Origin of the sequence: Legionella sp. MW5194 (assembly GCF_016864235.1) — a bacterium.
Lineage (GTDB): Bacteria > Pseudomonadota > Gammaproteobacteria > Legionellales > Legionellaceae > Legionella_C.
The window spans coordinates 2336973-2362555 of the sequence record NZ_CP045732.1; the positions used below are offsets into that span (position 1 = coordinate 2336973).

Below are 25583 nucleotides of genomic sequence, written 5' to 3' on the forward strand. Positions count from 1 at the left end.
GGTTAACAAAAATACCAGAGTGCAGAGATCTTGTTAATCAGCACTTTCTTTTTTTATAACAACCTGCCAAAGAATTTGCAATAACCTTTGCTTTAAATCATGGATGAGGCGGGTAAGAAGCGTTCATCAATGCGGCGCACCAACTGCTGATGAATGTTATCAAAGCCACGGTTACTCATGATCAACACGGCATCGCCCGGCTGTAGCGTGTTAACCAGACTGGCAATGATGCTGTCGGTATCCGGCAGCAATTGGTAAGGACAAGTCCAGGTACTGGCTAAGTCAGCGAGATTAAATTGCTGTGGATTTAAGACAAAGGCGCCATCGACCGGGGCCAGAGACTTAGCCATGTCTGCCGCATGCACGCCCGAGCGCATGGTGTAGGAAGCAAACTCCATGACTGCAAAAATGCGTTGATGCCGATGGCTTTGTTTTAATGCCTCGATGGTTTTGCCGATGGCCGTGGGGTGATGCGCAAAATCATCATAGACGGTGATGCCATGGCGATTGGATTTGACTTCAAGACGCCGCTTGACCGGCACAAAGCGGGTCAAGGCTTCAGCCGCAATGCCGGGCTTTACCCCTGCGTGGGTGCTGGCAGCCAGTGCGGCCAGGCCATTTTCAATATTAAAGCGGCCAATTAAAGGCCATTGTACCTCCGTCACCGGCTTGCCCTGATGGAAGACGCGAAAATGGCTGCCGCTTTGATCAAGAATCTCTGCCCGCCAGGCGGCTGTGCCTTCAAGGGCGAACTCCTCAAGATGCGAGTAAAGGCCTTGGGCCACAACGTCATTTAATGCCTGATCATCCCGCGGTTTAAGGACGGTGCCAGTGGATGGAATCGTCTTTAAATAGTAATGAAACTGCTGCTTGATGGCTGCCAAATCCGTGTAAATGTCCGCATGATCAAATTCCAGGTTGTTTAACACGGCAATGTGCGGACGGTAATGCATCAATTTGGGCCGTTTGTCAAAAAAGGCACTGTCGTACTCATCCGCCTCAATGACAAACCATTCCCCCGACCCAAGACGCGCACTGGTGGCAAAATTGGGCGCGACGCCACCAATTAAAAAGCCGGGATTTAAGCCAGCTTCCTGAAGAATATGGGCAAGCATGGAGGTGGTGGTGGTTTTACCGTGAGTCCCGGCCACCGCTAACACGCGGTAACGGTTTAAAATGTTTTGCGCCAGCCATTCAGGGCCTGAGGTGTACTGCTTGCTGTGATTGAGCACGGCTTCGAGTACCGGTATGCCGCGCTTCATGGCATTACCAACAATCACGCAGTCAGCCTTGAGCGCCCTGGCCGTGTCCTCATAGCCCTCAGACCATTCAATCCCTTTGGCTGCGAGTAAATCACTGACCGGCGGATAACAGTTCGCATCACAACCGGTTACCTGATGCCCCGCTTCTCTCGCCAGAATAGCGAGCGCGCTCATGAAGGTCCCGCCTATTCCCAAAATGTGTAAATGCATGTTGCTCTCACCGTAAGAAACTCATGGTTAAAATGTTGGCCGCCAGTAAACCAAAACTGGCTAAAATGGCGGTCAGATAATCCGAATTCAGGGCTTGTCTGTAAATGTGGGCGGCCACTGAAAATTGCCATAATGTTAACACCAGAACCTTTAAAAGATAAATCATCACCAACAGTCGCATGCCAACCTGCGTCATATCCGCTTTGGCCAGCATGGGCGTTAAAAAAACAATGATGAACCCCACCATCAGAATGATGAGATGGCAGACTAAAAGACTGGTCAAAGTTTGCAGAATGCGGTTACTTTTGCGGGTGGCAGCCAGCAACAACGCCGTATAAGCGTAATAAGAGACAACTAGCAGGATAGCTGCAAGCATGGTGTCAGATAAGGGAAACTGATTTTTTAAATCCATCAGTTCCCATTGCAGGGTGACGATTAAAAAATAAATCAGGATGGCTAAAAGCAGAATCAACAGGGAATAAGGCGTATTGGCAGGGGTTTCCCTGAAGGTCGTCACACGCCAGTATTTTTTTAAAATGGCAAGCCACATCGATCAATCCCGGGTTAAGTTTTTCTTTACTGCCAGGGTCACTGGTTTTTTTCCTTTCTGAAAATACTGACTTGCTGCACCACCGGTTGTTTCCACGGTCCTGATATTTTATAAGTATAGGCTCTGATTTTTTGCATGCCCTGATTAATGATCTTGCTGGCCACCCAGGTGGCCACGCCTGCCACAGGACCGCCGGCAATTGTCGCCACAATGGGCAGGCTCGCAGTAATGTGCGGCGACACCTGCAAGTCCACATCGTAAAGCTGTCTTGCCAGGTCCAGACTGCCTTTCATGCTGGCATAAGCCACCGGACCGTCAATGTAGCTGTCCGTTGTGTGTATCGCCCCGTCCCTGACTTCAAAACTGCCTTTCAGCACATCAAAGCTGTAGCCATCATTTTTCAGATCGCTGAAATCCAGTTTTAAACGCCGCGGGATGGTTTGCAGGCTTAGGATGCTTAATAATTTACCCAAGCCCAGTTTTTCTTCCGTTTCCGGGCTTAAATTGGTGATGCGGCCATGCTTGAAATACAGTGCCATGGTCCCTTTCACTTTATTTAAGGCAAAATCCGTATACGAACCGGGCCAGGTGCCTCGCAGTTCAATCTGGCCAAAGGACGATTCCACCACCGGGCTGATATGCCATCGCTTCAGACTGCCTGCCAGATCATTAATCTGCATATCCACCTTGATTTGGGTTTGATTTATGGGTGTGGCCTGATGCCACTCGCCAGTCGCAGTCACTTGATAAGCCGGGGTTTTGATTTTGCAATAATCCAGCCGCCAGGCCTTGGGGGATCTTGTCATTTTCAAGGCCACTTGCCCAACATTGAATGTGTCATAACGAAAATCATGGATACGCAAATCCACATTGGGCATGTCGCTGACGTTAAGCCTGGAGGGTTTGGACTGCCTGTCGCTGGATTTATGCCAATACAGGTGACCCAATACCCCGCTTAACAAACGCTCTTTGATTTTGTAACGCAGATTGGCTTTCACCTGTTGTTGTTCGATTTCGATAGACCATTCATTGGCATTTAACCGTGTGGCCTGCACGGCGAGATCGGTGTAATTGCGTTCAGCAATGCGCGCCTGTTTCAAACGCAAGTCAATGAAGCTGACCGCGTCGCTAACGCTTTCCTTGCTACGGGTGGCGGGTAATTTGGCCAGGGTATCAAGCCATTGGCGCAGATCAAACGAGGCTAGGGATCCAACAATCTGCAAACCCAATTGCTCCTGCCAGCGTGCCGTGGAGCTGCCCAGGCGGATTTCCCCCTTTTGCAGATGAAACTGGCCTTTTGGTCCGCTGAACCACAAATCCGCACTGAGCCGCGAATCGTAATTAATGCGAAAACGCAGGGCTTTGTCCGGATTGAAATGGATGTCCACCGTTAATGGTGCCTGGCTGTCGGCGGTTTTATTTAATGGCGGCGGTAAATCGATCTTAAGCCCGCTTAAGGAGGATTTGATCTGAAACTGATCCAGATCCTGTTTATTCTCGGTTATGACCAGCAGCCCTTCCAGCCAAAAATCCCCCCGCATCAATTCAAAAATGGATAAATTCAATTTGCCGCGTAGCAGGGCGATGTTGGTTTTGGCTTTAATCCTGACTTCAGTACGCGGATTGGAAGAACGTATGGACTGAATCAGTATTGACACCGGATTATTGAGCAGCAAGGCTTGCAAACTGCTGTCGAGCACGCCTTCATGATCAAATTGCAGGGAGCCATTCAACTCGTGCAGCTCTATGTTTTCAAGCGTGTGATTAACCTTCACCTGGTTGTTTTTAAACGTGATGTCACCCAAGGCGAGAATGTCATCATTTTCCGGATACAAGGCCGCTTCAAGCTGGAGATCGAGGCTTAAGGAGCCGCTCATCTGCAGGCTGTTTAACGCCGAGAGTTTCTTATTCAGCGGTGAGGCCAGAACATAGCTCTGCGCCTTGCTGGCACTGGTATCCACTTTGGTGTGCACCAGCAGGGTTTCCCGGTTTAACCCCAGATTATTAATAACCACATTGGCCTCATTTAACACAATGCCCTGCAGATCGGCATGGACCACGTCAGCATTAAAGGTGCGTTGCTTGACCTGAACATAGGCCTCAATGTCTTTGGTCACCGGCCACTTGGGGGCAAAAACCAAATCCACCCCGCTTAAATGGCCATTGATTTCAAATTCACCCTCGGCCTTGTCATAGGGGAAATCGGCGCCGCGGCCATTGATATTGACATTGGCAACGAGTTTATCAATGCGCTTCACATCGTGTTTAAGCCAGGCATCGAGCTTGGGTTTAAGCGATTGGGAAGGAAGATAAAGCAGCCAGCGCTGGGCCTTGCTTGCGGATAAAGCCGCCGTTAAGGTGATATGGCCAATCTCCCTGGCTGTCACGTCATCAAGGACGCCATTGCCGCTAAACAGCAAATCCGGGTGCCTTAAGACGAGTCTATCCAGGCTGATGCGCAGGCCATGGCTGAGCTCTTTCCAGTCCAGCACCGTGTTTAGGGATAAAAAGGTCACGGGCGGTTTATCCTTGGGCTTAATGACCGTGTACTCCCCGTCAATCTCCACATGGCCTTCATTCGGTTGCCAACTTAACACCCCCGACAGGTTTTCTACTCCGGGATAAGGACCGAATGCCTCCCAGCCCAAGGTTTTAAATTGCGTCAGCAGGAAGGCAGGCGCGTTGTTTTTAATCTGAACGCGGGTGTCTTTAAACAGGCCCCGCGGTTTGACAGCTAACCAGGGTTTAAACGAATCAGGCCAGGAGACATCCAGGGACAACAGGGATTCGATGATTAATTGTTTGACATGGATTGTCCAGGTGTTGAGTGGCTTTTGATATGCGACAAGGAATTGATTTTGCGGCCAATGGCGATGATTAATTTCAAGACCCACATGATCGCCGCTTAATTGCCACCCGGTGCGGGTGAGTTGCCAGGCTAAATTGGCTTTAAAACGATCCAGGCGGTTGTGGCGCTGTGTTTGATTGTCAGTCAAGGCCAAACGGTAGATATCGGCCCGCGCCTGTGCATCCTGCAGCTGCCCGGCTTTAATATCCGTCCACACCTGCACATCCCCGCGACCATCAGTCACCGTGTAGCGCTCTGGATTAAAAAAGCCCTGCCATTGCGCAGGCACCACGTTTTTCAATGAGAGGTACACTTGCCCCTCTGTCTTGTCGAGATGGTAGGGATCAAGCGTCAGGTAAGCCACCCATTGCAGCGCGGTGGGTACCTGCTGGCGGAGGTGCGCCTTGGCCTTGATGCGATAACCCCATCCGCTGCGGCCAATGACCAGATTGATGCCGCGAGCAGGAATAAAGGTGCCGTCATTTAAGTGCACATCCAAAGACAGGTGGTTAATGATGATTTTCTGTTGCGCCAGAATCCAGGCTAAAATCGGCTGGTAGGAGTCGTCTGTCCAGTGGATGGGCTGTCTGTCATGAGTGGTTAAGCCATCAATCTGCCATTGATCCTGCCGTTGCCTTGCTGTCAGCTTCACGTCATTGATGTACAGCACGCCCGGTTGAATCTGCCAATGCCACAGGGAACTGAACAGATTAATGCCCACAAACAATTGCCTGAGTTTGATGGTGTCACGATGCGCATCCGTCACGGTGACCTGATTAAGCTTAATCACTGGCTCAAACCAATACCACCCGGTTTCCATTGATTGAATCGTCACCGCCTCCCCCAGCAAGGTTGACAAGTGCTGTTCAACTTCCGATTTATACTGCGTAGCCCAAGGGGTCAGCGCACGAAACAGGCTGGAAAGTAATGCCGCGACAATAATGAATGCCGCCAGGAAAATCCTTATTCGCTTAAAAAAATTAACCACCGCGTTTATCAGGGTTGTTCATCGAGTTTTTACTATACCATTGCTTTTGCGCGTACTCATCACTTTCCTTTTGCTCAAGCCTGGCAAGCTGCTCGCTCCGTTGTAATTTTACCCGTTCAATCAAGCGAATAACCGCGTCTTTTTCTGCTTTAGCCTGTAAAAATTTTTTTTCGCATTGGCTACGAAATTTGGCAAGTTGACTCAATTGCTGGTTCAACTGGATAAGAATGGCATCTAACTGGTTGATAAAATCAATGCGATTGCGTAATCGTCCAAGCGTACATCCGCTATCCCCCATACGGTGCAATTGCTCAACGTAATCCTGACGGTAACTGACAATCTGGTCATGCTTGCTTTTTCCAGCGGTAAACTGCTCGCGTGCCTGTTTAAGCATCTCACCGGCCTTCTCCATGGCCTTTTCCTTCATGCCAAGAAGCGTATTCAAGCGTTCCAGCCGCTGTCTGGACACGGCTTAGCGCTCCAGGCTTGCAGCCAAGGCATCCAGTTGCGCCAGGCTTTCTTGGTAATTGACGGCCTCATTCATACCCTGGGCAATGTAATTGCTGATGGCTTCGCGATAGGCAATGGCCTTATCCAATTGCTTGTCAGTGCCTTTGCTGTAAGCACCCAGCAAGACCAAATCCTTGTTTTTTTCATAGATGGACAAATATTTTTTCAGCAATAAGGTTTGACTCATTTGTTTGGGATCCGCAATGGCCGGCATCACCCGGCTTATCGAGGCTTCCAGATCAATTGCCGGGTATTGTCCCGATTCCGCCAGTTCCCGATTTAACACGATGTGGCCGTCAAGGATGGCGCGGGCGGCATCGGCGATGGGATCCTGTTGATCGTCCCCCTCGGTTAATACGGTGTAAAAAGCAGTGATCGAACCGCCCTCCTGGGTGCCATTTCCTGCCCGTTCAACCAGCTGCGGCAATTTGGCAAACACCGAAGGAGGATACCCCTTTGTGGCCGGCGGCTCGCCGATGGACAAGGCGATTTCCCGCTGCGCCTGGGCAAATCGCGTCAGTGAATCCATCAGCAGCAGCACGTGTTTTCCCTGATCACGAAAATATTCGGCAATGCTGGTCGCGACCATGGCGCCATGCAAGCGCATCAGCGGGCTTTCGTCGGCCGGCGCAGCGACCACCACAGCCCGCTTTAACCCTTCTTCACCCAGATTGCATTCGATGAATTCCTTGACTTCACGTCCCCGTTCACCGATAAGCCCGACAACCACCAGATCAGCCGCAGTAAAACGGGTCATCATACTGAGCAACACCGATTTCCCCACGCCGCTGCCGGCAAAAAGGCCAAGCCGCTGACCGCGGCCGACAGTCAGCAGACCATTAATGGCACGAATACCGACATCCATGGCCGTGGTAATCGGCGCCCGCTGCAAGGGATTGAACGGGGCGCTGGTCAGCGGATAACTTTCCGCAGCCACCAACGGCTCACCGCCGTCAATGGGGACACCGGCGCCATTCAAGATTCGCCCCAGCAATTGCGCTCCGACTTTCACATGGGCAACACGGCCGCTGGGGGTGATGAGCATGCCAGGGCCTATTCCCTGGGTTTGGCCGATGGACATGAGGTAGGCGCACTCGCCGTCAAAGCCCACAATTTCCGCCTCCACCCGCTCAGTCTCATTTAATTTTACCCAGCAACGCGCGCCAACCGGGTAATGAAACCCTTTGGCTTCGAGCGTTAAGCCAACAGCCCGGCTCACATGGCCGCAATGCCTTAACCCGGAATCCGGGACCTGGCGGAATTTTTTTAAGGCATCCACCAGACGCGATTCGTAAATAGCCATTATTCGTCTTCGATAATATCAAGCGTTAGGGAACCCAAATGGGCGCTGAATAAATTCATTAAACGGGTTTTTAAGGTGCCATCCAACTCACTGTATTCGTTTCGTAAATAAAAATCGCCGCGTGACAGGGTGGAGTCGCTGACTAACATGGCGATGATGTCGCGGTATTTATGACTTAACTGACTTTTTAACCATTCGACGTCTTCGGTATTCATCACCAGTTGCTGATCGCGGCGAAGGCTTGGCAATTCTTTCTTAATCTCTTCAAGCAAAAGCAGGAGTTTTTCTGGCGAATTGGAAATTTCGATGCCGATGCAGGCTTCGCAAAGCCAGATGATGGTCTTAATGATTTCTTCACTGACGTTTTTATCCACCAGCTGCACCGGGTTTTGAATAAACTCAAGCCATTGCTTTAATTCATCGCGAAGCTGGTTCATTTCATTCTGGGCTTGCTGCAAACCTTCCTGATAGCCTTTGGTTTTCGCCTCTTCGCGTAGACGTTCGCATTCGGCAGCCAGGAGAGCCTGTTCATCCACGGCCGGATCTTTAGCCGGTTTTTCATCCTTTTTATATTCCCAGGCACTGAAATCCTTCTTATTGGATTCGTCGTACAGGGGTTGAAAATCCTTGTTCATCGCGTCTTATTCCCATGATTTAAATCATTTCCTCGCCGCCCTTGGTGCCTAAGGAAATCTTGCCTTCTTCTGCCAGGCTTCGGGCAATCGCTAAAATATCGCGTTGAGCCTTTTCCACGTCACTGACTTTAACAGGCCCCTGCATTTCCAGGTCTTCACGCAACAAATCCGCCGCCCGTTTCGACATGTTAGTGAATATTTTCTCTTTCACAGGCTCCGTTGTTCCCTTTAAAGCAAGCATGAGCTGCTCGGTCGTCACATCACGAAGCAGGGTTTGCACGCTGCGATTATCCATGTCGACCAAGTTTTCAAAGACAAACATTTTGTCTTTGATCTTGTCGCATAATTCCTGATCCCATTCATTGATTTTTTCAAGCACTTCCGCTTCAACGACACCGTCTAGAAAGTTAATCACGTCAGCCACGCTTTTAATACCGCCCACCGAGGCAGTTTTGGCTACTTTTTGTCCGCTTAATTGCTTTTCAATGACATGGCCTAACTCTGAAATCGCTTCGGGCTTGACGGTATCGATATTGCACATGCGAAGCAGCACTTCCGCGCGCTTCTCAGCGGCAAAATAACTGACCACTTCCGCGGATTGCTCACTGTCTAAGTGAATCAGGATGGTGGCGATAATCTGCGGGTGTTCGTTACGGATAACGTCGGCAATGAGACGGGCATCCAGCCATTTTAAGCGGTTAAGGCCGCTGTCCTTGTCAGAAACCAGAATTCGATCAATAAAAGGAATGGCTTTTTCCTCGCCCAGGGCATTAATCAACACGTTACGCAGGTAATTTTCGGTATCCACCGTCAGACTGCTTTGCTCCTCGATCGCATTTAAAAATTCGCTGAGCACGTTCTGCATCTTGACCTTACTGACGTTATTCATGTTGGAAATGGCCATACCCACCTTTTGAACCTGTCGGGGCTCAAGGTACTTCATGACCTCCGAGGCATTTTTTTCCCCCATACCCAACAACAAAATGGCTGCCCGCTCAATACCGTCCATCTTACTTACCCCCGATCAACCCAGGTTTTTACTACTTGCGCTACCCGTTTGGGCTCTTTGTCCACTACTTGTCTGAGCAGATGTAACTGCTGGTCATAATCGCTGAGATTAGGCGGCAATCCCTTCCCTTCATAAGACAGGGCGGCTTGCGCTTCCGCCGGGCCGCTTTCCTCCTCACGGCGGGAATGGGCTAAGGTTTTGAATAAAGGCCTAAGTACTCCAAACACGATGGCCAGTACAAATAAACCACTCAGTACTTGTTTAATAATTGACCAAAAACTGTCTTTTTGCCAGAAACGCGGCTCAGGAAGGCTTTCAATGGGCTCCGGTTTCACAAAATTACTGTTAACCACATTTAAACTGTCTCCCCGCTCAGCATTTAAGCCAATAGCATCCGCCACCAGGGCTTTCACCTGATCCAGTTCGGCTTTTGATAAGGGTTTGACTTCCATTTTCTTGGTTTTTTCATTCATTACCGAGCGGTTATCCACTAACACCGCCACAGTCAGACGACGGATAGTGCCAGGTTGATTTTTGGTGTGGCTGATGGTCTTATCCAGTTCAAAGTTCTTGGTGCTTTCCTTGTGCACCATGTTGGCTTCAATGTCCTGATTGGTCATTGCCTGTGAATTGATGTTACGGTTCCTGACCGGCGTTAACGTGGAATTGGCAGGCGGGGTATTGGATAAGGCACCGGGAACACCACTGGACGCATTGGGGCCTACGTTACGGTTATCCTGAACCAATTGTTCGCTTCGAACCGCCGGCATTTCCGGGTTATACATTTCTTGCGTTTGCTCATAAGAGGTAAAGTCAATATCCGCCGACACTTTGGCACTGACCCGTCCATACCCTAAAAGCGGTGTTAAGATGTCCTGAATTTTCTGCGCGTATTGTTGTTCCAGCGTTTGCCGGTAATCAAGAAACCGTTCGGTTTCAGTAAACAGCGTTTGACCGCCGCCTTCACTTAATAATTGCCCGTTCTGATCGACCACGGTCACACGGCTGGCTGAAAGGCTCGGGATGCTTGAAGCCACCAGGTTAATGATGGAGGCAATGGTCTGTTTTTTAATTTCAACGCCTGAATACACATCAATAAACACCGAAGCGCTGGGTTGGCGTGTATCCCTGACGAAGGCTGATTCGCGCGGAATGGCAAGATGAACGCGTGCGGATTTAATGTCGTGAAACTGACTGATCGTTCGTGCCAGCTCGGCTTCCAGCGCCTGAATGTAGCGCGCGTTCTCCATGAATTGGCTGGTGCTGAATGAATTGTTGCCCGCAAACAATTCGAAACTTCCGCCACTGCCTCGCGGCAGCCCTTCTGCGGCCAGTTTCATACGGGCAGCCTGAACCTGATTGGTAGGGACGAGAATCATGCCATTGGTTTCATCCACTTTGAAGCTGATGGCATTACGCTGCAGCACATCGACCACATCCGCCGAATCACGGTTGCTGAGCTGGCTGTACAAGGGCATGTAGCTTGGCTCACGTGACCACAACACGACCCCAAGGCCAATGGCTACACTGGCAGCCAGCCCAACCAGCAGGCCCAACTGCCTCATGATTGAGAGACTTGCAAATTTTGCGGCCGCTTTGGATGCGCTGTCAGCCAATGCCATGATTAACTCCTGTCCACCTGAATGACCTTAGCGTCAAATCGGCATATTCATAATATCCTGGTAGGCCTGCACGAAACGGTTGCGCACGCGCAAGGCGGCTTCAAATCCCAGGTTGGCCTTTTGGCCTGCAATCATCACCTCGCCAATGCTGACATTGGGATCGCCTAATTCAAACCGCGCTTTCAACGCGTCGGAGGTCTGTTGCAGGGTATTTACCTCGCCCAGAGTTTTTTGAAAAATATCGTTAAACTGTACCTGATCGTTTGCAAATTCCACGCTTCTTCCTTGCGCCTCACTGGCCATGACTTTCATCTGATTCAACAAGGATACGGTATTGATATCGCTCATCATGCTGTCCTCTTAATGATACTTATAAATAACCCTTACCCCAGCTTCTATAATTACGCGCCTTGGCAACAGCCGTCAAATATGATGCAAATTTAAACAACATATCCCTCTTCCCGCATCTTGGCGAGCTTGTAACGCAGGGTGCGTTCACTGACGCCAAGGATAGCCGCTACCTGCTGGCGGTTTCCCTGATGCTCTTTCAATATCTGCTCAATCAAATCAAATTCGTGATTCTGCAGGTTTTTAACTTCTTTTTTTGTGCCTGACGCCGTTGCATCCGGTAATTGCAAATGCTCTGGTTCGATGACATTCTGCGTTTGCAGAACCAATGCCCTTTGCACCACATTGTCCAGTTCACGAGCATTACCAGGCCAGGCGTAGCGAAGCAGGGCCTGTTTGGCTTTGTCGCTTAATACCGGAGTAACCGGCAGGTTATTCTGGCAATGACGACGGATTAGGTAATTGGCTAAGGGGATAATGTCATTTGGACGTTCACGCAGCGGCAGCCAATGCAGAGGGAACACATTCAGACGGTAGAATAAGTCCTCGCGAAAACGCCCTGCTTTCACTTCATCCAGTAATTGACGGTTACTGGTTGCCAGTACCCGGACATCCAGACTAATCATCTTGTTAGCGCCAATGCGCTCGACTTCTTTTTCCTGCAATACCCGCAACAGTTTAGCCTGCAGGCCCAAACTCATCTCGCTGACCTCATCGAGTAACAGCGTACCGCCCTGGGCCTGTTCAAACTTTCCTGGCGTAGACTTGTAGGCACCGGTAAACGAGCCTTTCTCATAGCCAAAGAGCGTGGCTTCCAGCATTTGCTCTGGAATGGCTGCGCAATTGATGGCGATGAACGGATGTTCGCGGCGAGGGGAATGATCATGGATAAAATGGGCCAGGACCTCTTTGCCTGTGCCGCTTTCGCCGCTGATCATGACACCCACATCTGACTGGGCCACCCTTAACGCCATGGACATGAGAGCCTGGCTCTTGGGATCCTGAGCGATTGGTTCAGAATCATCCATGGACAGCGGTTTAATGTAGTGATTGACTTTCTCAGTCAATGCATGGGCACTGAAGGGCTTCTGCAGATAATCGACTGCCCCCTGGCGCATGGCATGAACTGCATCATCTATCGAGCCATGAGCAGTCATTAAAATGACAGGAACGCCAGGATTACGGCGTTGAATTTCGGTCAGCAATTGCTGCCCATCCATTTTATCCATGCGAATGTCGCTCAATACGATGGCCGGGTTATGACGTTCCAGCATCGCCAGGGCTTCTCTGCCATCCCGGGCAGCGAGAAAAGAATGACCAGCCAGGCTCATCGTCTCACCCAAGGCTTCTCGTAAAACCGGATCATCTTCAACAATTAATACGTTGCTCATGAACAACCCCTCTGTTAATGTCATTCCGCTAAATGTATTGTCACACAACAACCCTGCCCCGGCGAGGAGGCAAGCCTTACCTGCCCGCCATGGGCCTTGACCACAGCCTGCACTACAGCCAGCCCCAATCCGGTTCCCTGCGCCTTGGTCGTGAAAAAGGGCGTAAACGCCTGGCGCTTTGCTTCGTCGGATAGTCCCAGGCCATTGTCCTCAATTTGAATCGCAACCCCTTCCCCTTCCTGCAACTGCAGGGTAATTTTAAGGGCATCAGCCTCTGCCTGCAGTGAATTATTAATCAGATTCAGCAACGCCCCAATCAAGGATTCACTGTGGAGGCGCCACAGGGTCTGCGGCAATCGGTTATTGATTTCCAGTTTAATTTTTTGATTGTCAAGGAGTGTATAAACGCGCTCTAAAAAGCGATAACTCCATAGCCTGAGATCCGTTGGGGTTAACACCAGGGCTTCCCCGCGGGCAAACAGCAGCAGGTCAGCAATCTGCTGTTCAATGCTGGCATGGCAATCCTGCAGGCGGGATAACCATTGCAGGCATCGTTCCTCAGTCACCTGCTGCTGCAGATGATCCGTGTAGAGGCGTGCGGAGGCCAGAGGCGTGCGAATTTGATGTGCCAGTTGCGCCGTCATGCGGCCTATCATCATCAGCCTGTCCTGATTCGCCTTGGCGTCTTCATAATCGCGCGTCATCGTCAAATCAATGAGCGTCACTAATTGACCGGGAACAGTTTCCAATGAAGAAATCGATACATTAACCCGGCGTCCATCCACTAAAGACACTTCATGGCCATCGTCCGCCCGCGGCGAAAAAACGCGATGAATGACATCAAGCCACAACTCGCCACGCAAATCACCACCCAGCAGGTGGCTGGCCACCTGATTAAGCCAAACGATGAATCCCTGGGTATTCAGCACGATTAAACCACAGGGAAGGCAGCCAAGGATTTCCTTCTCTGAAAGGGTAAAAGGGTGTTGGTTCTGTCGGTCAATGACTGTGCTCATGGCATTTCTTTTTATCCGTTTTAATTCGACTTTAGCAAAGATTGGGCCAAATTAAAAATGCCAATGCAATCAAGGAATTAATTGAGGGAAAAACGGTTTTGCCGAATAATTGACAGTTAAAAACACAGGGAAGTCAAATTATTAACTCAATGCAGGAGGCGGTTGACTATTTTTTTGTTTTGTATGCCTCATCCAGGCTGCGCAGAAAAGCCAGCTTTTCGGCTATCTTGATTTCAAGTCCGCGGGGTACCGGCTGGTACCAGCCGGGTGCTTTCATCCCTTGCGGAAAATAGTTTTCGCCGGCCGCATAGGCATGGGGCTCGTCATGGGCATAACGATAATCATGGCCATGGCCTATTTTTTTCATCAGCTTAGTCGGCGCATTGCGTAAATGCAGTGGCACTTCACGCGATTTGTCTTTTTTGACAAATTCACGCGCCTGATTAAAGGCGTTGTAGCCCGCATTGCTTTTAGCGGCCACAGCCAGATAAATCACGGCCTGCGCCAGAGCCAACTCCCCTTCGGGTGAACCGAGCCGTTCATATGTTTGAGCTGCCTCATTGGCAATCTGCATGGCTTTGGGATCGGCTAAACCGATGTCTTCCCATGCCATGCGCACAATACGGCGGGAAAGATAGTAAGGATCAACCCCGCCATCCAGCATGCGGGCCAGCCAGTACAGGGCTGCGTCCGGATTTGACCCTCGTACCGATTTATGCAGAGCAGAAATCTGATCGTAAAAATAATCCCCGCCCTTATCAAACCGCCGCTGCGTGGAAGCCAGCAGGTTCTGTAAAAAATCGAGTGTGATTTGATTCTCCCGCTTCGCGTCAGCGGCAGTCCCCACCTGCTCAACCAGATTCAATAAACGCCTGGCATCGCCATCAGCCAGGGCAATAAGCTGTTCGATTGCCTTTTCATCAAATTGCAAATGAGGCACTGTTTCCCGTGCGCGATCAATTAATCGGGCTAATTCGTCCTCGTTCAGTGATTTAAGAACATAAACCTGCGCCCGTGATAACAGGGCTGAGTTGACTTCAAACGAGGGGTTTTCCGTTGTCGCCCCGATAAACGTAAGCAGGCCGGATTCAGTAAACGGCAACAGCGCGTCCTGCTGTGATTTATTAAAACGGTGAATTTCATCAATAAACAGGACCGTTTGACGCCCCTGCATGAGAAACGTTTTCGCCTGCTCAACGGCAGCGCGAATGTCTTTTACACCCGAAAACACCGCTGACAGGGCAATCCATTCGCAATCAAAGGCCTTGGCGCTGAGCTTGGCCAACGTGGTTTTGCCAACACCCGGCGGCCCCCAGAGGATCATGGAATGCGGCTTCCCGGTCTCAAAGGCAAGCCGTAAGGGTTTACCCGGACCTAACAGGTGCGTCTGGCCAATGACTTCATCCCAATGCTCAGGGCGCAAACGCTCCGCTAAAGGGGCATGGGGCGGGTCATTAAACAGACTCATTGCTGCACCACATCCACTCCTTTCGGCGGCTTGAACTGGAACAAATGGCCAGCCAGTTTAGGATTGGATTTAATATTGGTTAGCTTAACGACCGTGTGTTGACCCAACTGATCAAACAACTCGATGCCAATTAACATGTCTTTATTAAAGAGGAGTTTCACCTGCTGAAAATTTTCCTTGGGCGATTTGGCATGCAGATCATAAAGCTGATTTTTTCCCTGATTGGACACGGTGACGTTGAAATCGCGGGTGACGGTATCATCATAACCGCTTAAAAACAAAGCTGCTGTTCCCCCTAATCCTTTCTCCTGTTTTTTAACCGTGACCTGCTCCAGCTCCACATCATACACCCAGAGTTTCTGGCTGTCGGCCACCACCAGTTGCTCCATGGGACTTTTAGTCTGCCAGCGGAAACGCCCCGGGCGTTCCAGCGCCATGGTACCCTGAGAGTTGGATACTTCACGCTTTTTCGCTTTAACCACCTGGCTGAAATGAGCCGTCATGCTGCGGATATTATTTAATTTGACTTGCAACGCCTCAGCCACAGGCTCACTGTAGGCGGTGCTGAATGCCAACAATAAGATGCACAGGATCAGTTTTTTCATGGTTTATTCCTCGTTAACCGTTGCAACCAGCACATCCCTGTAACCCCCTTCCAGAGGCCCGACAATGCCAGTGCGTTCCATTTCTTCTATCAGGCGGGCTGCGCGGTTGTAACCGATTTTTAACCGTCGCTGAACAGAAGAGATGCTTGCCTTGCGGGTCTGCAATACAAATTCCACCGCTTGATCATACAAAGGATCAGAGTCTTCGGTATCCTGATTCTCTTCACCAAAACCACCACCGCCTCCGCCTTCACCGTCACCGCTGAACTGAGTGATTTCATCGATGTATTCCGGCTCACCACGGGCACGCCAGTCATCCGCGACTCGGTGAACCTCCTTGTCATCAACAAAGGCCCCATGCACGCGTAGAGGAGCCCCGCTGCCGGGCGCCAAATAAAGCATGTCGCCATGGCCAAGCAATTGTTCGGCGCCCTGTTGATCAAGGATAGTACGTGAATCAATTTTTGACGACACCTGGAATGACATGCGCGTCGGGATATTGGATTTGATTAATCCGGTCAGCACATCCACCGAAGGCCGCTGGGTGGCCAGGATCAAATGGATTCCTGCCGCACGGGCCTTCTGGGCGATACGGGCAATGAGTTGCTCCACTTTTTTGCCCACCACCATCATCATGTCGGCGAGTTCGTCAATGACCACGACAATATAAGGTAAGGTTTGTAACTCAGGGGCGCATTCATCCATTGAGGAAACCGGCTTCCACAATGGGTCTTTTAATGGTTCACCCTTCGCCTGGGCTTCGCTGATTTTGGTATTAAAACCGGCAAGATTACGCACCCCCATGGCCGCCATTAAACGGTAGCGTCTTTCCATTTCACCGACACACCAGCGCAAGGCGCTTGCCGCCTCTTTCATGTCTGTCACCACCGGAGTCAGTAAATGCGGAATGCCGTCATAAACCGACAGCTCAAGCATTTTGGGATCCACCATGATAAGGCGCACCTGATCGGGTGTGGCCTTAAACAGCAGGCTTAAAATCATGGCGTTAATGCCCACTGACTTACCCGAACCCGTGGTGCCGGCGACAAGAAGGTGGGGCATCTTGGCTAAATCAACCACCATGGGGTGTCCTGCGATATCCACACCCAGGGCCAGAATGAGCGGCGAACTCGCCTGTTGATACACCTCGGAAGACAGAACTTCCGATAAGCGGACAGTCTGGCGGTGCTGATTGGGTAACTCAAGGCCCACGACTGTTTTTCCGGGAATAACCTCCACGACACGAACACTGGTTACCGACAGCGAGCGGGCGAGATCTTTGGCCAAGGAAGACAAGCGGCTGACCTTAATGCCCGCCGCCAGCTGCAGTTCAAAACGGGTCACTACCGGCCCGGGGTGAACCGCAACCACATCCGTCTGAATCCCAAAATCGAGCAGATGCTGTTCGACATCGCGCGACAGGGTTTCCAGTTGTTCGTGCGTGTAACCGCCCAAAGCCTTGCCGGGTTGCCCCTTGTCAAGCAGATTAATCGACGGCAGATTACCCAATACCGGAACAATCGGTTTATGAGCCCGAGGGGTCTCCCGCGGCGGCTCTTTTATTGTTTCCCTGACCACAACGTTTGTCGGGGCGGGGGCGACTTCCAATGGCGGAAGTGCGGGAACAGTTGCCGCAGCCTGCCCCGTCAGGGAAGGTCCTTTGAGAACCGGCAGTTCAGGTTTTTCCTTTTTAAGCAGCGGCGGTTTGCGCTCACTGGACGTCGCAACCGGCTCTTGATGCGTTGCAAACCGCGCAAGCCTTTCCCTGCCGACAGCGACCAGTTGTTGCCCCCACTTAAACAGTTTTTGTGAGCACTGCAGGGTATAAAAACCAATGAATTCGGTCGCGCGAACCCAGGACAAACCCGTCAGCCAGGTCACTCCCACCAATAAAATAGCCAACAGCAGCAGCGCTGCGCCCTGGGGGTTAAGCGCATAGTCAAAACCGCCAGCAACAAAATCGCCAAGCCATCCTCCCGCACGGTGGCCAAATTCTTTTGTTCCGGAAGATTCAAGGCTCGACAGACCGCAACCGCCCAGCATTAAAAACAGAAAACCGCTGGCGCGAAGCAGAAGCGCCGGTTTATTGACCGTGCGCAATGCCCGATGATCCTGCAGAATCACCCAGGCCACATACGCCACGCACAAGGGCAGCAGGTAGGCGAAATAGCCGAACAGCCAGTACAGGGCATCCGCCACGTAAGCGCCCACCTGACCGCCTGCGTTATTGACCACACCGCTGCGTTTCGTCACGTGAAACCAGCTGGGATCAGAAAAACTGTACGTATTCAGTGATAATAAAACGAATAATGCACAGGTTAGAACCAGAATGAAACTGCCTTCACTTAATCGTCGTATCAAAAAATTGGGCAGGATTTTTTTCGAGTGATCGACCTTGGTACTTGCGTCTTGTTTTGCCATAGCTATTTTAAAATCAGTTGTTTTGTCATACTATTTTGCATCTTAACATAATTCATAAGGAAGGCAGAGATGATCAGCAGTAACAATCACCATCGCCTTATCATTCTTGGCTCAGGTCCCGCCGGATACACCGCCGCCGTCTATGCTGCGCGCGCCAATTTAAAACCCGTTCTTATCACCGGCATGCAGCCTGGCGGGCAATTGACCACCACCACGGAAGTCGACAACTGGCCCGGCGACATCGAAGGCCTAATGGGTCCTGCGCTGATGGAGCGCATGCAGAAACACGCCGAGCGATTTGATACCCGGATCATTTTTGATCACATCACCAAAACCGAACTTCAGCAAAGACCTTTCGTGCTGCATGGCGACAGTGAAACCTACACCTGTGATGCCTTGATTATCGCCACCGGCGCCTCTGCCCGCTACCTCGGTCTTGAATCGGAAAAGGCCTATCAGGGACGCGGCGTTTCTGCCTGCGCCACCTGCGATGGCTTTTTTTACCGCAATAAAACGGTCTGTGTGATTGGCGGCGGCAATACGGCCGTGGAAGAAGCTCTCTATTTATCCAACATTGCGGCCAGTGTGACGCTGATCCATCGCCGTGACAGCCTCCGTGCCGAAAAAATTCTCCAGGATAAATTGTTCGAAAAGGCACAAAACGGCAACATCCGTCTGATGTGGCACCATACTCTTGAAGAGGTGACGGGCGATGCCATGAAGGTCACGGGCGTGCGCCTGCGCCATGTGCAGAACAACGCAATCACGGAATTACCCATGGACGGCGTCTTTATCGCCATAGGCCATGATCCCAACACCGCCCTGTTTAAAGGCCAGCTTGATATGAAGGATGGTTACCTGACTATCCGTTCAGGTCTTGAAGGCATGGCCACCGCAACCAATATTCCCGGTGTCTTTGCCTGTGGCGACGTTGCTGATCACGTGTACCGCCAGGCCGTGACTTCCGCAGGATTTGGCTGCATGGCGGCTCTTGACGCCGAAAAATACCTGGATGATCTGGGAGAATAATTATTGCGCCCTTGACCTTTCTCATCGGTGATGATTTTGTTTTCCCCAATCCAAATCAGAGCGATGAGGAAGGCCTTCTTGCCGTAGGCGGAGACCTTGCGCCCCACCATCTTTTACAGGCTTACAGTCAAGGTATTTTCCCATGGTATCAGGCTGGCTCTCCCATTTTATGGTGGTCGCCTCCAAAGCGGCTGTTGCTGAAACCTGATCAGTTCAAAGTCTCCCACAGCCTCAAAAAAGCCCTGCGCCGCCCCCATTTTTTGCGTATGGATAGTCATTTTAGTGAGATCATTAAGGCGTGTGCCCACTGTGAGGGGCGGGGGGAAAACCACACCTGGATAACGCCGGAAATGCAGGAAGCATACATTAGGCTTCATCATCTGGGCTATGCGCACTCGTTTGAAATCTGGACAGAAGACAACGAATTGTGCGGCGGATTGTATGGATTGAGCCTCGGACGCGCTTTTTTTGGGGAGTCCATGTTTCATTATCAACGCGACGCCTCCAAAATGGCGATGTATTATCTCTGCAAGACGTTAGCCGACTGGCAATTTGATTTTATTGATTGCCAATTGCCCACTGCCCATCTGATGAGTCTGGGTGCAGAGGTTGTCGACCGATGCCATTTTTTAAAGCATTTAAAGAAGAGTTTGACTTACCCCACACGGCAGGGATCGTGGCAGCCGCATTGAGTTTATTGCCATATGGGATAATTTAGTGCATCATTTGTGCCTTATTCTCGTTCCATTTTTGTGAGAGCTTATGGCAAAAGAAGATCATATTGAAATGCTGGGTACCGTTATCGATACTTTACCCAATACCATGTTTCGAGTCGAACTGGAAAATGGCCACATTGTGACGGCCCATATTTCCGGTCGTATGCGTAAAAATTACATTCGTATCCTTACCGGCGACAAAGTAAAAGTCGAATTAACCCCTTATGACCTGAGCAAAGGCCGCATTATCTTCCGCGACAAGAATTAATCTTACCGGTTGTATTCCCTGCCTGGCCCTCTTTCATTCTATTCATATTATACCTGTCGTAGACAGTATCCGGATACCGCGGACAAGCCGCGGTACCCGAATTGACTACACCACGCCTGTTCTCTGTGGACAACCGCGTCACTCTCCCGCCACCATCATTTGTGAAATTAAAATCGACCCGCAGCGGGTAGCGATATTTGGATTGATGTCCGTTCCTACCGCAGCAATGGCCAGGAACATGTCTTTTAAATTGCTGGCAATGGTGATTTCCTCCACGGGATGTTGAATTTCACCATCCTTAACCCAGAAACCGGTCGCCCCGCGGGAGTAATCGCCGGTTAAGCCGTTAACGCCCTGCCCCATGAGTTCGGTGACCAGCAGGCCGGTTCCCATTTGTTTGAGCAGTGACGGCAAATCACCCGCGTTGGCATCCACGGTGAGATTATGTACTCCATCACTGTTCGCTGTGGTTTTTAACCCCAAACGACGCGCGGAATAACTGCCAAGCACGTATTGGCAAACCCGGCCGTCCTCCACCAGCACATTGTTTCGGGTCGGTACGCCTTCCCCGTCAAACGCTGAACTGCCCAGAGCCCTTAACAATCGCGGTTGTTCATAAATTTTAAAGCCCTTCGGGAAAACCTGCTTGCCGATGGAATCCAGCAAAAATGAATTTTTGCGGTATAAATTAGAACCGCTTATCGCGCCGACGAAACTTGAAATTAACCCGCTGGAGACCCTGGAAGAAAAAATCACCGGCAATTTCTGTGTTTTGATTTTACGGGCTCCCAGGCGACTCACTGCACGCCGCACCGCACTTTCAGCCAGTTCTTCAGGGGATTTCAATTCACTGCCATGACGGGCCGTGGTGTAATCATAATCGCGCTGCATGCTCTCGCCTTCTCTGGAAATCAGAGAGCAACTCAAGCTGTGGCGCGACCCCCGCATGATGCCTTCCCCACCGTAGGTGTTGGCATAGCCGTAACTGTAAGTGTAGGTGCCGAAATTAACGCCGTCGGAATTGGCAATGCGCCTGTCAAGTGACAGGGCGTGCGTTTCACAGGCCAGCGCACGCTCAATGGCTTGCACGGGTGTAATGTCCCAGGGATGATAGAGATCAAGGTCCGGGTGCTCGTTGGTCATTAACTCTTTGTCCGCAAGGCCAAAACAGAAATCCACGGCACTGACTCTGGCAATGTCGCAGGCGGCATTGACCATGGCATCGAGGGCTTTAGGGGATGTGTCGGTACTGCTGGCCGACCCCTTGCGATGCCCAAAATAGACCGTCAGGCTTACTCCCTTGTCTTCATTGAACGAAACCGTTTCAACATCCTTCATGCGCACGTCAACGGAAAAGCCGCTGTCATGATTGACTGAAACGGCCGCATCACTCGCCCCTTTTGCTTTTGCCAGCGCCAAAACCTCCTGCATTAACGCCTTTAAATTCCCGGTTGACTGTTCCTGTAATCTTTTGTTATTTTGCGTTGATATTTCCATTGGCAGTCCCCTTACTGCTGAAGTTTTGTTTCAAGGATACAAGTTTACTATGCTCAAGAAAACCATTGCACCCTTTAAATGGCTGACGCGAGCTTCGAAAACGGCATTTACCCTGCTGATGGTGGTTCTGGTACTCAATTTCGCCGTGGCGGCCAGCGACTGGCAGGAATTGTCTCCCGGCATTGACTACCAGGATATAGGCAGCGGCTACCTGACTCCCTGGTCGCATATTCATGCTTTTCGTATTCATCTTAAAGACAACCGCCTGTCGCTGGTGATGGCGCGGGATTTATCGCAGCAGTATGCGTCAGTCGACGAATTTGCCGCCTTCAGCAAGGCGCTGCTTGCGATTAATGGCGGATTTTTTGATGACAATTACAATTCCTTAGGGCTTCGTGTCAGGGACAAAAAGCAGCTTAATCCGCTTAAACCAATCAGCTGGTGGGGTGTTTTTTATATTAAAAACAACCACGCTTACCTGGCGAGTGCCCGCCAATTCTACCCCAGCACCCAGATTGATTTTGCCGTACAAAGTGGCCCGCGCCTTCTGGTCAATGGCAAGATTCCACCGCTTAAAGCAGGCCGCGCCGAGCGCACCGCCCTGGGGATTACCCAGGATGGGCATGTCATTATTTTAGTCACCGATCATGCCGCCATGTCCACCACGGAATTAGCGCAACTCATGAAGGCCCCGCCCCTTAACTGCTTGAACGCGCTCAATCTCGATGGCGGAAACTCCACGCAGCTGTATGCCAAGCTGAACAATTTTCGTTTAAATGTTCATGGTTTTTCCAACGTCAGCGATGCCATCATTGTCAAAGCTAAAAAGTAGATTCCCAAGCCCCTTTTCTTAGGACTCCAAGCACCGCTTATGTCTGGTTTTTTGGGAATTAACAACAATTTATCCACAGCTTATTCCCTTGCTTTCCACAAGAAAAACACAATATCTTGAGCTAGAATTATAGAATAGACACTAGATATTGGGTTGGTTTTACTTTACTATGAATAAAGCGTCAGAGAAAAATAACAAGAAAAATATCTCGGGAGAAACCATGTCAGAACTTCTTGAGCCGGTAAAAGATGTGCCGCCTATCAGTCAGCTGGAATTGACAGCCAATGCCCCTGGGTTGCTTAAAACCATCAAGCGCAATGGCAAAGTGGTTAGTTATGATGAGAACAAGATTAAAGTAGCGATTACCAAAGCCTTTATCGCTGAGGAAGGGGCCAATGCGGCAGCGTCCAATCGCATTCATGAACTGATTGAGGGCATCGCAAGACAGGTCACGCAGGCCTTTAAACGCCGTATGCCAAGCGGTGGAACCATCCACATTGAAGACATCCAGGATCAGGTGGAATTAGCCCTGATGCGCAGCAGCCAGTATAAGGTGGCGCGCGCTTATGTCCTCTACCGCGAAGAACATCGCAAAGCCCGCGAAGCCAAGCTGCAGCAACAGGCTGCTGAGAGCAAGGTACCCCTTATTACCATGCCGGACGGGGAATTAAGACCCCTGGACATGGATCGGTTGCGTACCATCGTGGAAGAAGCCTGCCGTGACCTCGAAGCCGTCAGTGCCGAACCCGTCATTAAAGATGCCCTGCGTAACCTCTACAATCAGGCCAAGCTTGATGATGTGCATAAAGCGCTGATTATGGCCGCTCGCACCCTGGTGGAAAAAGAACCCAATTATACCTACGTCAGCGCCCGCCTCCTGCTCGACAGTCTGCGCAGCCAGGCATTAAACAAATTAGCCCTTAAGACGGAAGCGACCTTTGACGAGATGGCCGACCTCTACCCTGCTTATTTTAAAACCTACCTGAATCAGGGTATTGATCAAGGCATTCTGGATACCAAACTGGCTGAATTTGACTGGGACAAACTGGCCGCCGCCTTGCTGCCTGAACGCGACATGAAGTTCACCTACCTCAGTTTGCAAACCCTTTATGATCGCTACTTCATCCATGAAAAAGGCGTTCGTTATGAATTGCCGCAAGCCTTCTTCATGCGCGTGGCCATGGGTTTAGCCTTGCGTGAAAAAGATCGTGAAGCCAAGGCCATTGAGTTTTACCAATTGCTGTCCTCGTTTGATTACATGGCTTCCACGCCCACGCTGTTTAACTCAGGAACAATCAGACCGCAATTATCCAGCTGCTATTTAACCACCATTCCCGACAACCTGGACGGCATTTACAGCGCCATTAAAGACAACGCCCTGTTATCAAAATTTGCCGGCGGTCTCGGCAATGACTGGACGCCTGTTCGTGCCATGGGTTCGCACATCAAAGGCACCAATGGCAAATCACAAGGGGTTGTGCCCTTCATGAAGGTGGCAGATGTGACTGCGGTCGCTGTTAATCAGGGCGGAAAACGCAAAGGAGCGGTGTGCGGTTACCTGGAGTGCTGGCACCGCGATGTTGAGGAATTTCTTGAGCTGCGTAAAAACACCGGCGACGACCGACGCCGTACTCATGACATGAATACCGCCCTGTGGATTCCTGATTTGTTCATGAAGCGGGTCAATGAAGACGGCGAGTGGACTTTATTCTCACCGGACGAAGTGCCTGAGTTGCATGATCAATACGGTAAAGCCTTCGATGCCTTGTACGTGGACTATGAAGAAAAAGCCCGCCAAGGCAAAATCAAAAACGTCAAAACGCTTTCGGCCCAGAAGCTGTGGCGCAAGATGTTGTCCATGCTGTTTGAAACCGGCCATCCCTGGCTCACTTTTAAAGATCCCTGCAACCTGCGTTCACCGCAGCAGCATGCCGGTGTCATCCACAGTTCCAACCTGTGTACCGAGATCACACTCAACACATCTCAGGAAGAAATTGCGGTCTGTAACTTAGGCAGTATCAACCTGCCCGCGCACATCAGCAATGGGCAAATCGATCGCGTCAAGTTAAAGCGCACCATTACCACCGCGGTTCGCATGCTCGATAACGTCATTGACATTAACTATTATTCAGTACCCCAGGCTCGCCATTCCAACCTGCAACACCGACCGGTCGGTTTGGGGTTAATGGGCTTCCAGGATGCGCTTTATGAACTGAAAGTGGACTATGCTTCACAAAAGGCCGTTGAATTTGCGGATGAGTCCATGGAGTTGATTAGTTATTATGCTATCGAAGCCTCTTCTGATTTAGCCAAAGAGCGCGGCAGCTACTCCACTTACGAGGGGTCCTTGTGGAGCAAAGGCATTCTGCCGATTGATTCCATTAATCTGCTGCAACAGGCACGCAACCAATACCTCGATCAAGATCGTTCACAGCGACTTGATTGGGAGCCATTACGTGTTAAAGTACGCACCCAGGGCATGCGTAACTCCAATGTGATGGCGATCGCACCGACAGCCACGATATCCAACATCTGCGGTGTCGCCCAGTCGATTGAGCCGACTTATCAGAACCTGTACGTGAAATCCAACCTTTCCGGTGAATTCACGGTCATCAACCCTTATCTGGTGGCTGATTTGAAAGCGTTGAATCTCTGGGATGAAGTGATGGTCAATGACTTGAAATACTTCAATGGCAGCGTTCAACCCATTAACCGCATCCCGGCTGAGTTGAAAGCCCGCTATGCGACTGCTTTTGAAATCGATCCGATGTGGTTGGTTGAAGCCGGTTCCCGCCGTCAGAAATGGATTGATCAGGCGCAGTCATTGAATATTTACATGGCCAAGCCTTCCGGTAAGAAGCTGGATGAGTTATATAAGCATGCCTGGAAACGCGGTTTAAAAACAACCTATTATCTACGCAGCCTGGGCGCCAGTAATGCTGAGAAGTCAACGGTTACTGACGGTGCTCTCAATGCCGTATCGATCGATGAACCCAAAGTGTGTTCGATTCTCGATCCGGATTGTGAAGCCTGCCAATAAATTGAGGAGAAGCCA

Annotated in this window: 20 protein-coding genes; 5 read left to right on the top strand and 15 right to left on the bottom strand. The window is 50.6% G+C overall.

Going from position 1 to position 25583, the window contains the following annotated elements; genetic code table 11:
* Window positions 1-92 precede the first annotated feature (92 nt).
* The 14 genes from mpl to GH742_RS10860 all read right to left on the bottom strand — a co-directional run bounded on the left by mpl (window position 93) and on the right by GH742_RS10860 (window position 18186).
* Window positions 93-1472, bottom strand: a complete 1380-nt coding sequence (mpl, locus tag GH742_RS10795; protein ID WP_203454973.1) for a UDP-N-acetylmuramate:L-alanyl-gamma-D-glutamyl-meso-diaminopimelate ligase — start codon at window positions 1470-1472, stop codon at window positions 93-95.
* Window positions 1473-1479: 7 nt separating this feature from the next.
* The gene (locus tag GH742_RS10800) at window positions 1480-2022 is read right to left on the bottom strand and encodes a hypothetical protein (protein ID WP_203454974.1); all 543 of its coding nucleotides are present in this window, start codon (window positions 2020-2022) and stop codon (window positions 1480-1482) included.
* Between the two features lie 38 nt (window positions 2023-2060).
* Window positions 2061-5858 (bottom strand): YhdP family protein, encoded by a 3798-nt coding sequence (locus tag GH742_RS10805; protein ID WP_203454975.1) that lies wholly within the window; start codon window positions 5856-5858, stop codon window positions 2061-2063.
* Complete coding sequence (fliJ, locus tag GH742_RS10810) at window positions 5851-6327, bottom strand: flagellar export protein FliJ (RefSeq protein WP_370569473.1); 477 nt, start codon at window positions 6325-6327, stop codon at window positions 5851-5853. Before fliJ ends, GH742_RS10805 begins: the two co-directional genes overlap by 8 nt.
* A gap of 3 nt (window positions 6328-6330) precedes the next feature.
* A complete protein-coding gene (gene fliI / locus GH742_RS10815) occupies window positions 6331-7671 on the bottom strand; it encodes a flagellar protein export ATPase FliI (protein WP_203454976.1) in 1341 nt (446 codons plus the stop codon).
* Entirely contained in the window at window positions 7671-8306 is a 636-nt protein-coding gene (locus GH742_RS10820; protein ID WP_203454977.1) for a FliH/SctL family protein, read from the bottom strand. The genes fliI and GH742_RS10820 overlap by 1 nt, the downstream gene beginning before the upstream one ends.
* 19 nt (window positions 8307-8325) lie before the next feature.
* Window positions 8326-9315: a flagellar motor switch protein FliG gene (gene fliG / locus GH742_RS10825; RefSeq protein ID WP_203454978.1), complete on the bottom strand. Its 990-nt coding sequence runs from the start codon at window positions 9313-9315 to the stop codon at window positions 8326-8328.
* A 5-nt stretch (window positions 9316-9320) separates the two neighbouring features.
* Window positions 9321-10937 (bottom strand): flagellar basal-body MS-ring/collar protein FliF, encoded by a 1617-nt coding sequence (fliF, locus tag GH742_RS10830; RefSeq protein WP_203454979.1) that lies wholly within the window; start codon window positions 10935-10937, stop codon window positions 9321-9323.
* A gap of 33 nt (window positions 10938-10970) precedes the next feature.
* Window positions 10971-11285, bottom strand: coding sequence for a flagellar hook-basal body complex protein FliE (gene fliE, locus GH742_RS10835; RefSeq protein ID WP_203456920.1), 315 nt, complete (start codon window positions 11283-11285; stop codon window positions 10971-10973).
* Between the two features lie 92 nt (window positions 11286-11377).
* Window positions 11378-12676 carry a sigma-54 dependent transcriptional regulator gene (locus GH742_RS10840; RefSeq protein WP_203454980.1) on the bottom strand — a complete coding sequence of 433 codons (1299 nt, stop codon included), beginning with the start codon at window positions 12674-12676 and terminating at the stop codon, window positions 11378-11380.
* A gap of 20 nt (window positions 12677-12696) precedes the next feature.
* Complete coding sequence (locus GH742_RS10845; protein ID WP_203454981.1) at window positions 12697-13692, bottom strand: PAS domain-containing sensor histidine kinase; 996 nt, start codon at window positions 13690-13692, stop codon at window positions 12697-12699.
* A 166-nt stretch (window positions 13693-13858) separates the two neighbouring features.
* On the bottom strand, window positions 13859-15160 hold the full coding sequence (locus tag GH742_RS10850; RefSeq protein WP_203454982.1) for a replication-associated recombination protein A: 1302 nt from the start codon (window positions 15158-15160) through the stop codon (window positions 13859-13861).
* Window positions 15157-15765 carry an outer membrane lipoprotein chaperone LolA gene (lolA, locus tag GH742_RS10855; protein ID WP_203454983.1) on the bottom strand — a complete coding sequence of 203 codons (609 nt, stop codon included), beginning with the start codon at window positions 15763-15765 and terminating at the stop codon, window positions 15157-15159. The genes GH742_RS10850 and lolA overlap by 4 nt, the downstream gene beginning before the upstream one ends.
* A gap of 3 nt (window positions 15766-15768) precedes the next feature.
* Window positions 15769-18186 carry a DNA translocase FtsK gene (locus GH742_RS10860; RefSeq protein ID WP_203454984.1) on the bottom strand — a complete coding sequence of 806 codons (2418 nt, stop codon included), beginning with the start codon at window positions 18184-18186 and terminating at the stop codon, window positions 15769-15771.
* Between the two features lie 69 nt (window positions 18187-18255).
* Between GH742_RS10860 and trxB the strand changes: the two genes are divergently transcribed.
* From trxB to infA, 3 genes are all read left to right on the top strand, one after another.
* Window positions 18256-19215 carry a thioredoxin-disulfide reductase gene (gene trxB, locus GH742_RS10865; RefSeq protein ID WP_370569474.1) on the top strand — a complete coding sequence of 320 codons (960 nt, stop codon included), beginning with the start codon at window positions 18256-18258 and terminating at the stop codon, window positions 19213-19215.
* Between the two features lie 11 nt (window positions 19216-19226).
* Entirely contained in the window at window positions 19227-19907 is a 681-nt protein-coding gene (aat, locus tag GH742_RS10870; RefSeq protein WP_239005203.1) for a leucyl/phenylalanyl-tRNA--protein transferase, read from the top strand.
* A 70-nt stretch (window positions 19908-19977) separates the two neighbouring features.
* Window positions 19978-20199, top strand: a complete 222-nt coding sequence (gene infA, locus GH742_RS10875) for a translation initiation factor IF-1 (protein ID WP_058527262.1) — start codon at window positions 19978-19980, stop codon at window positions 20197-20199.
* A 138-nt stretch (window positions 20200-20337) separates the two neighbouring features.
* Here the strand turns inward: infA and pmbA are convergent, their stop codons facing one another.
* Window positions 20338-21696, bottom strand: coding sequence for a metalloprotease PmbA (gene pmbA / locus GH742_RS10880; protein ID WP_203454985.1), 1359 nt, complete (start codon window positions 21694-21696; stop codon window positions 20338-20340).
* Between the two features lie 118 nt (window positions 21697-21814).
* Here pmbA and GH742_RS10885 point away from each other — a divergent pair, with 118 nt between their 5' ends.
* Both GH742_RS10885 and GH742_RS10890 read left to right on the top strand, forming a co-directional pair.
* Complete coding sequence (locus GH742_RS10885; RefSeq protein WP_239005331.1) at window positions 21815-22528, top strand: phosphodiester glycosidase family protein; 714 nt, start codon at window positions 21815-21817, stop codon at window positions 22526-22528.
* Window positions 22529-22748: 220 nt separating this feature from the next.
* Complete coding sequence (locus GH742_RS10890) at window positions 22749-25568, top strand: ribonucleoside-diphosphate reductase subunit alpha (protein WP_203454987.1); 2820 nt, start codon at window positions 22749-22751, stop codon at window positions 25566-25568.
* Window positions 25569-25583 lie beyond the last annotated feature (15 nt).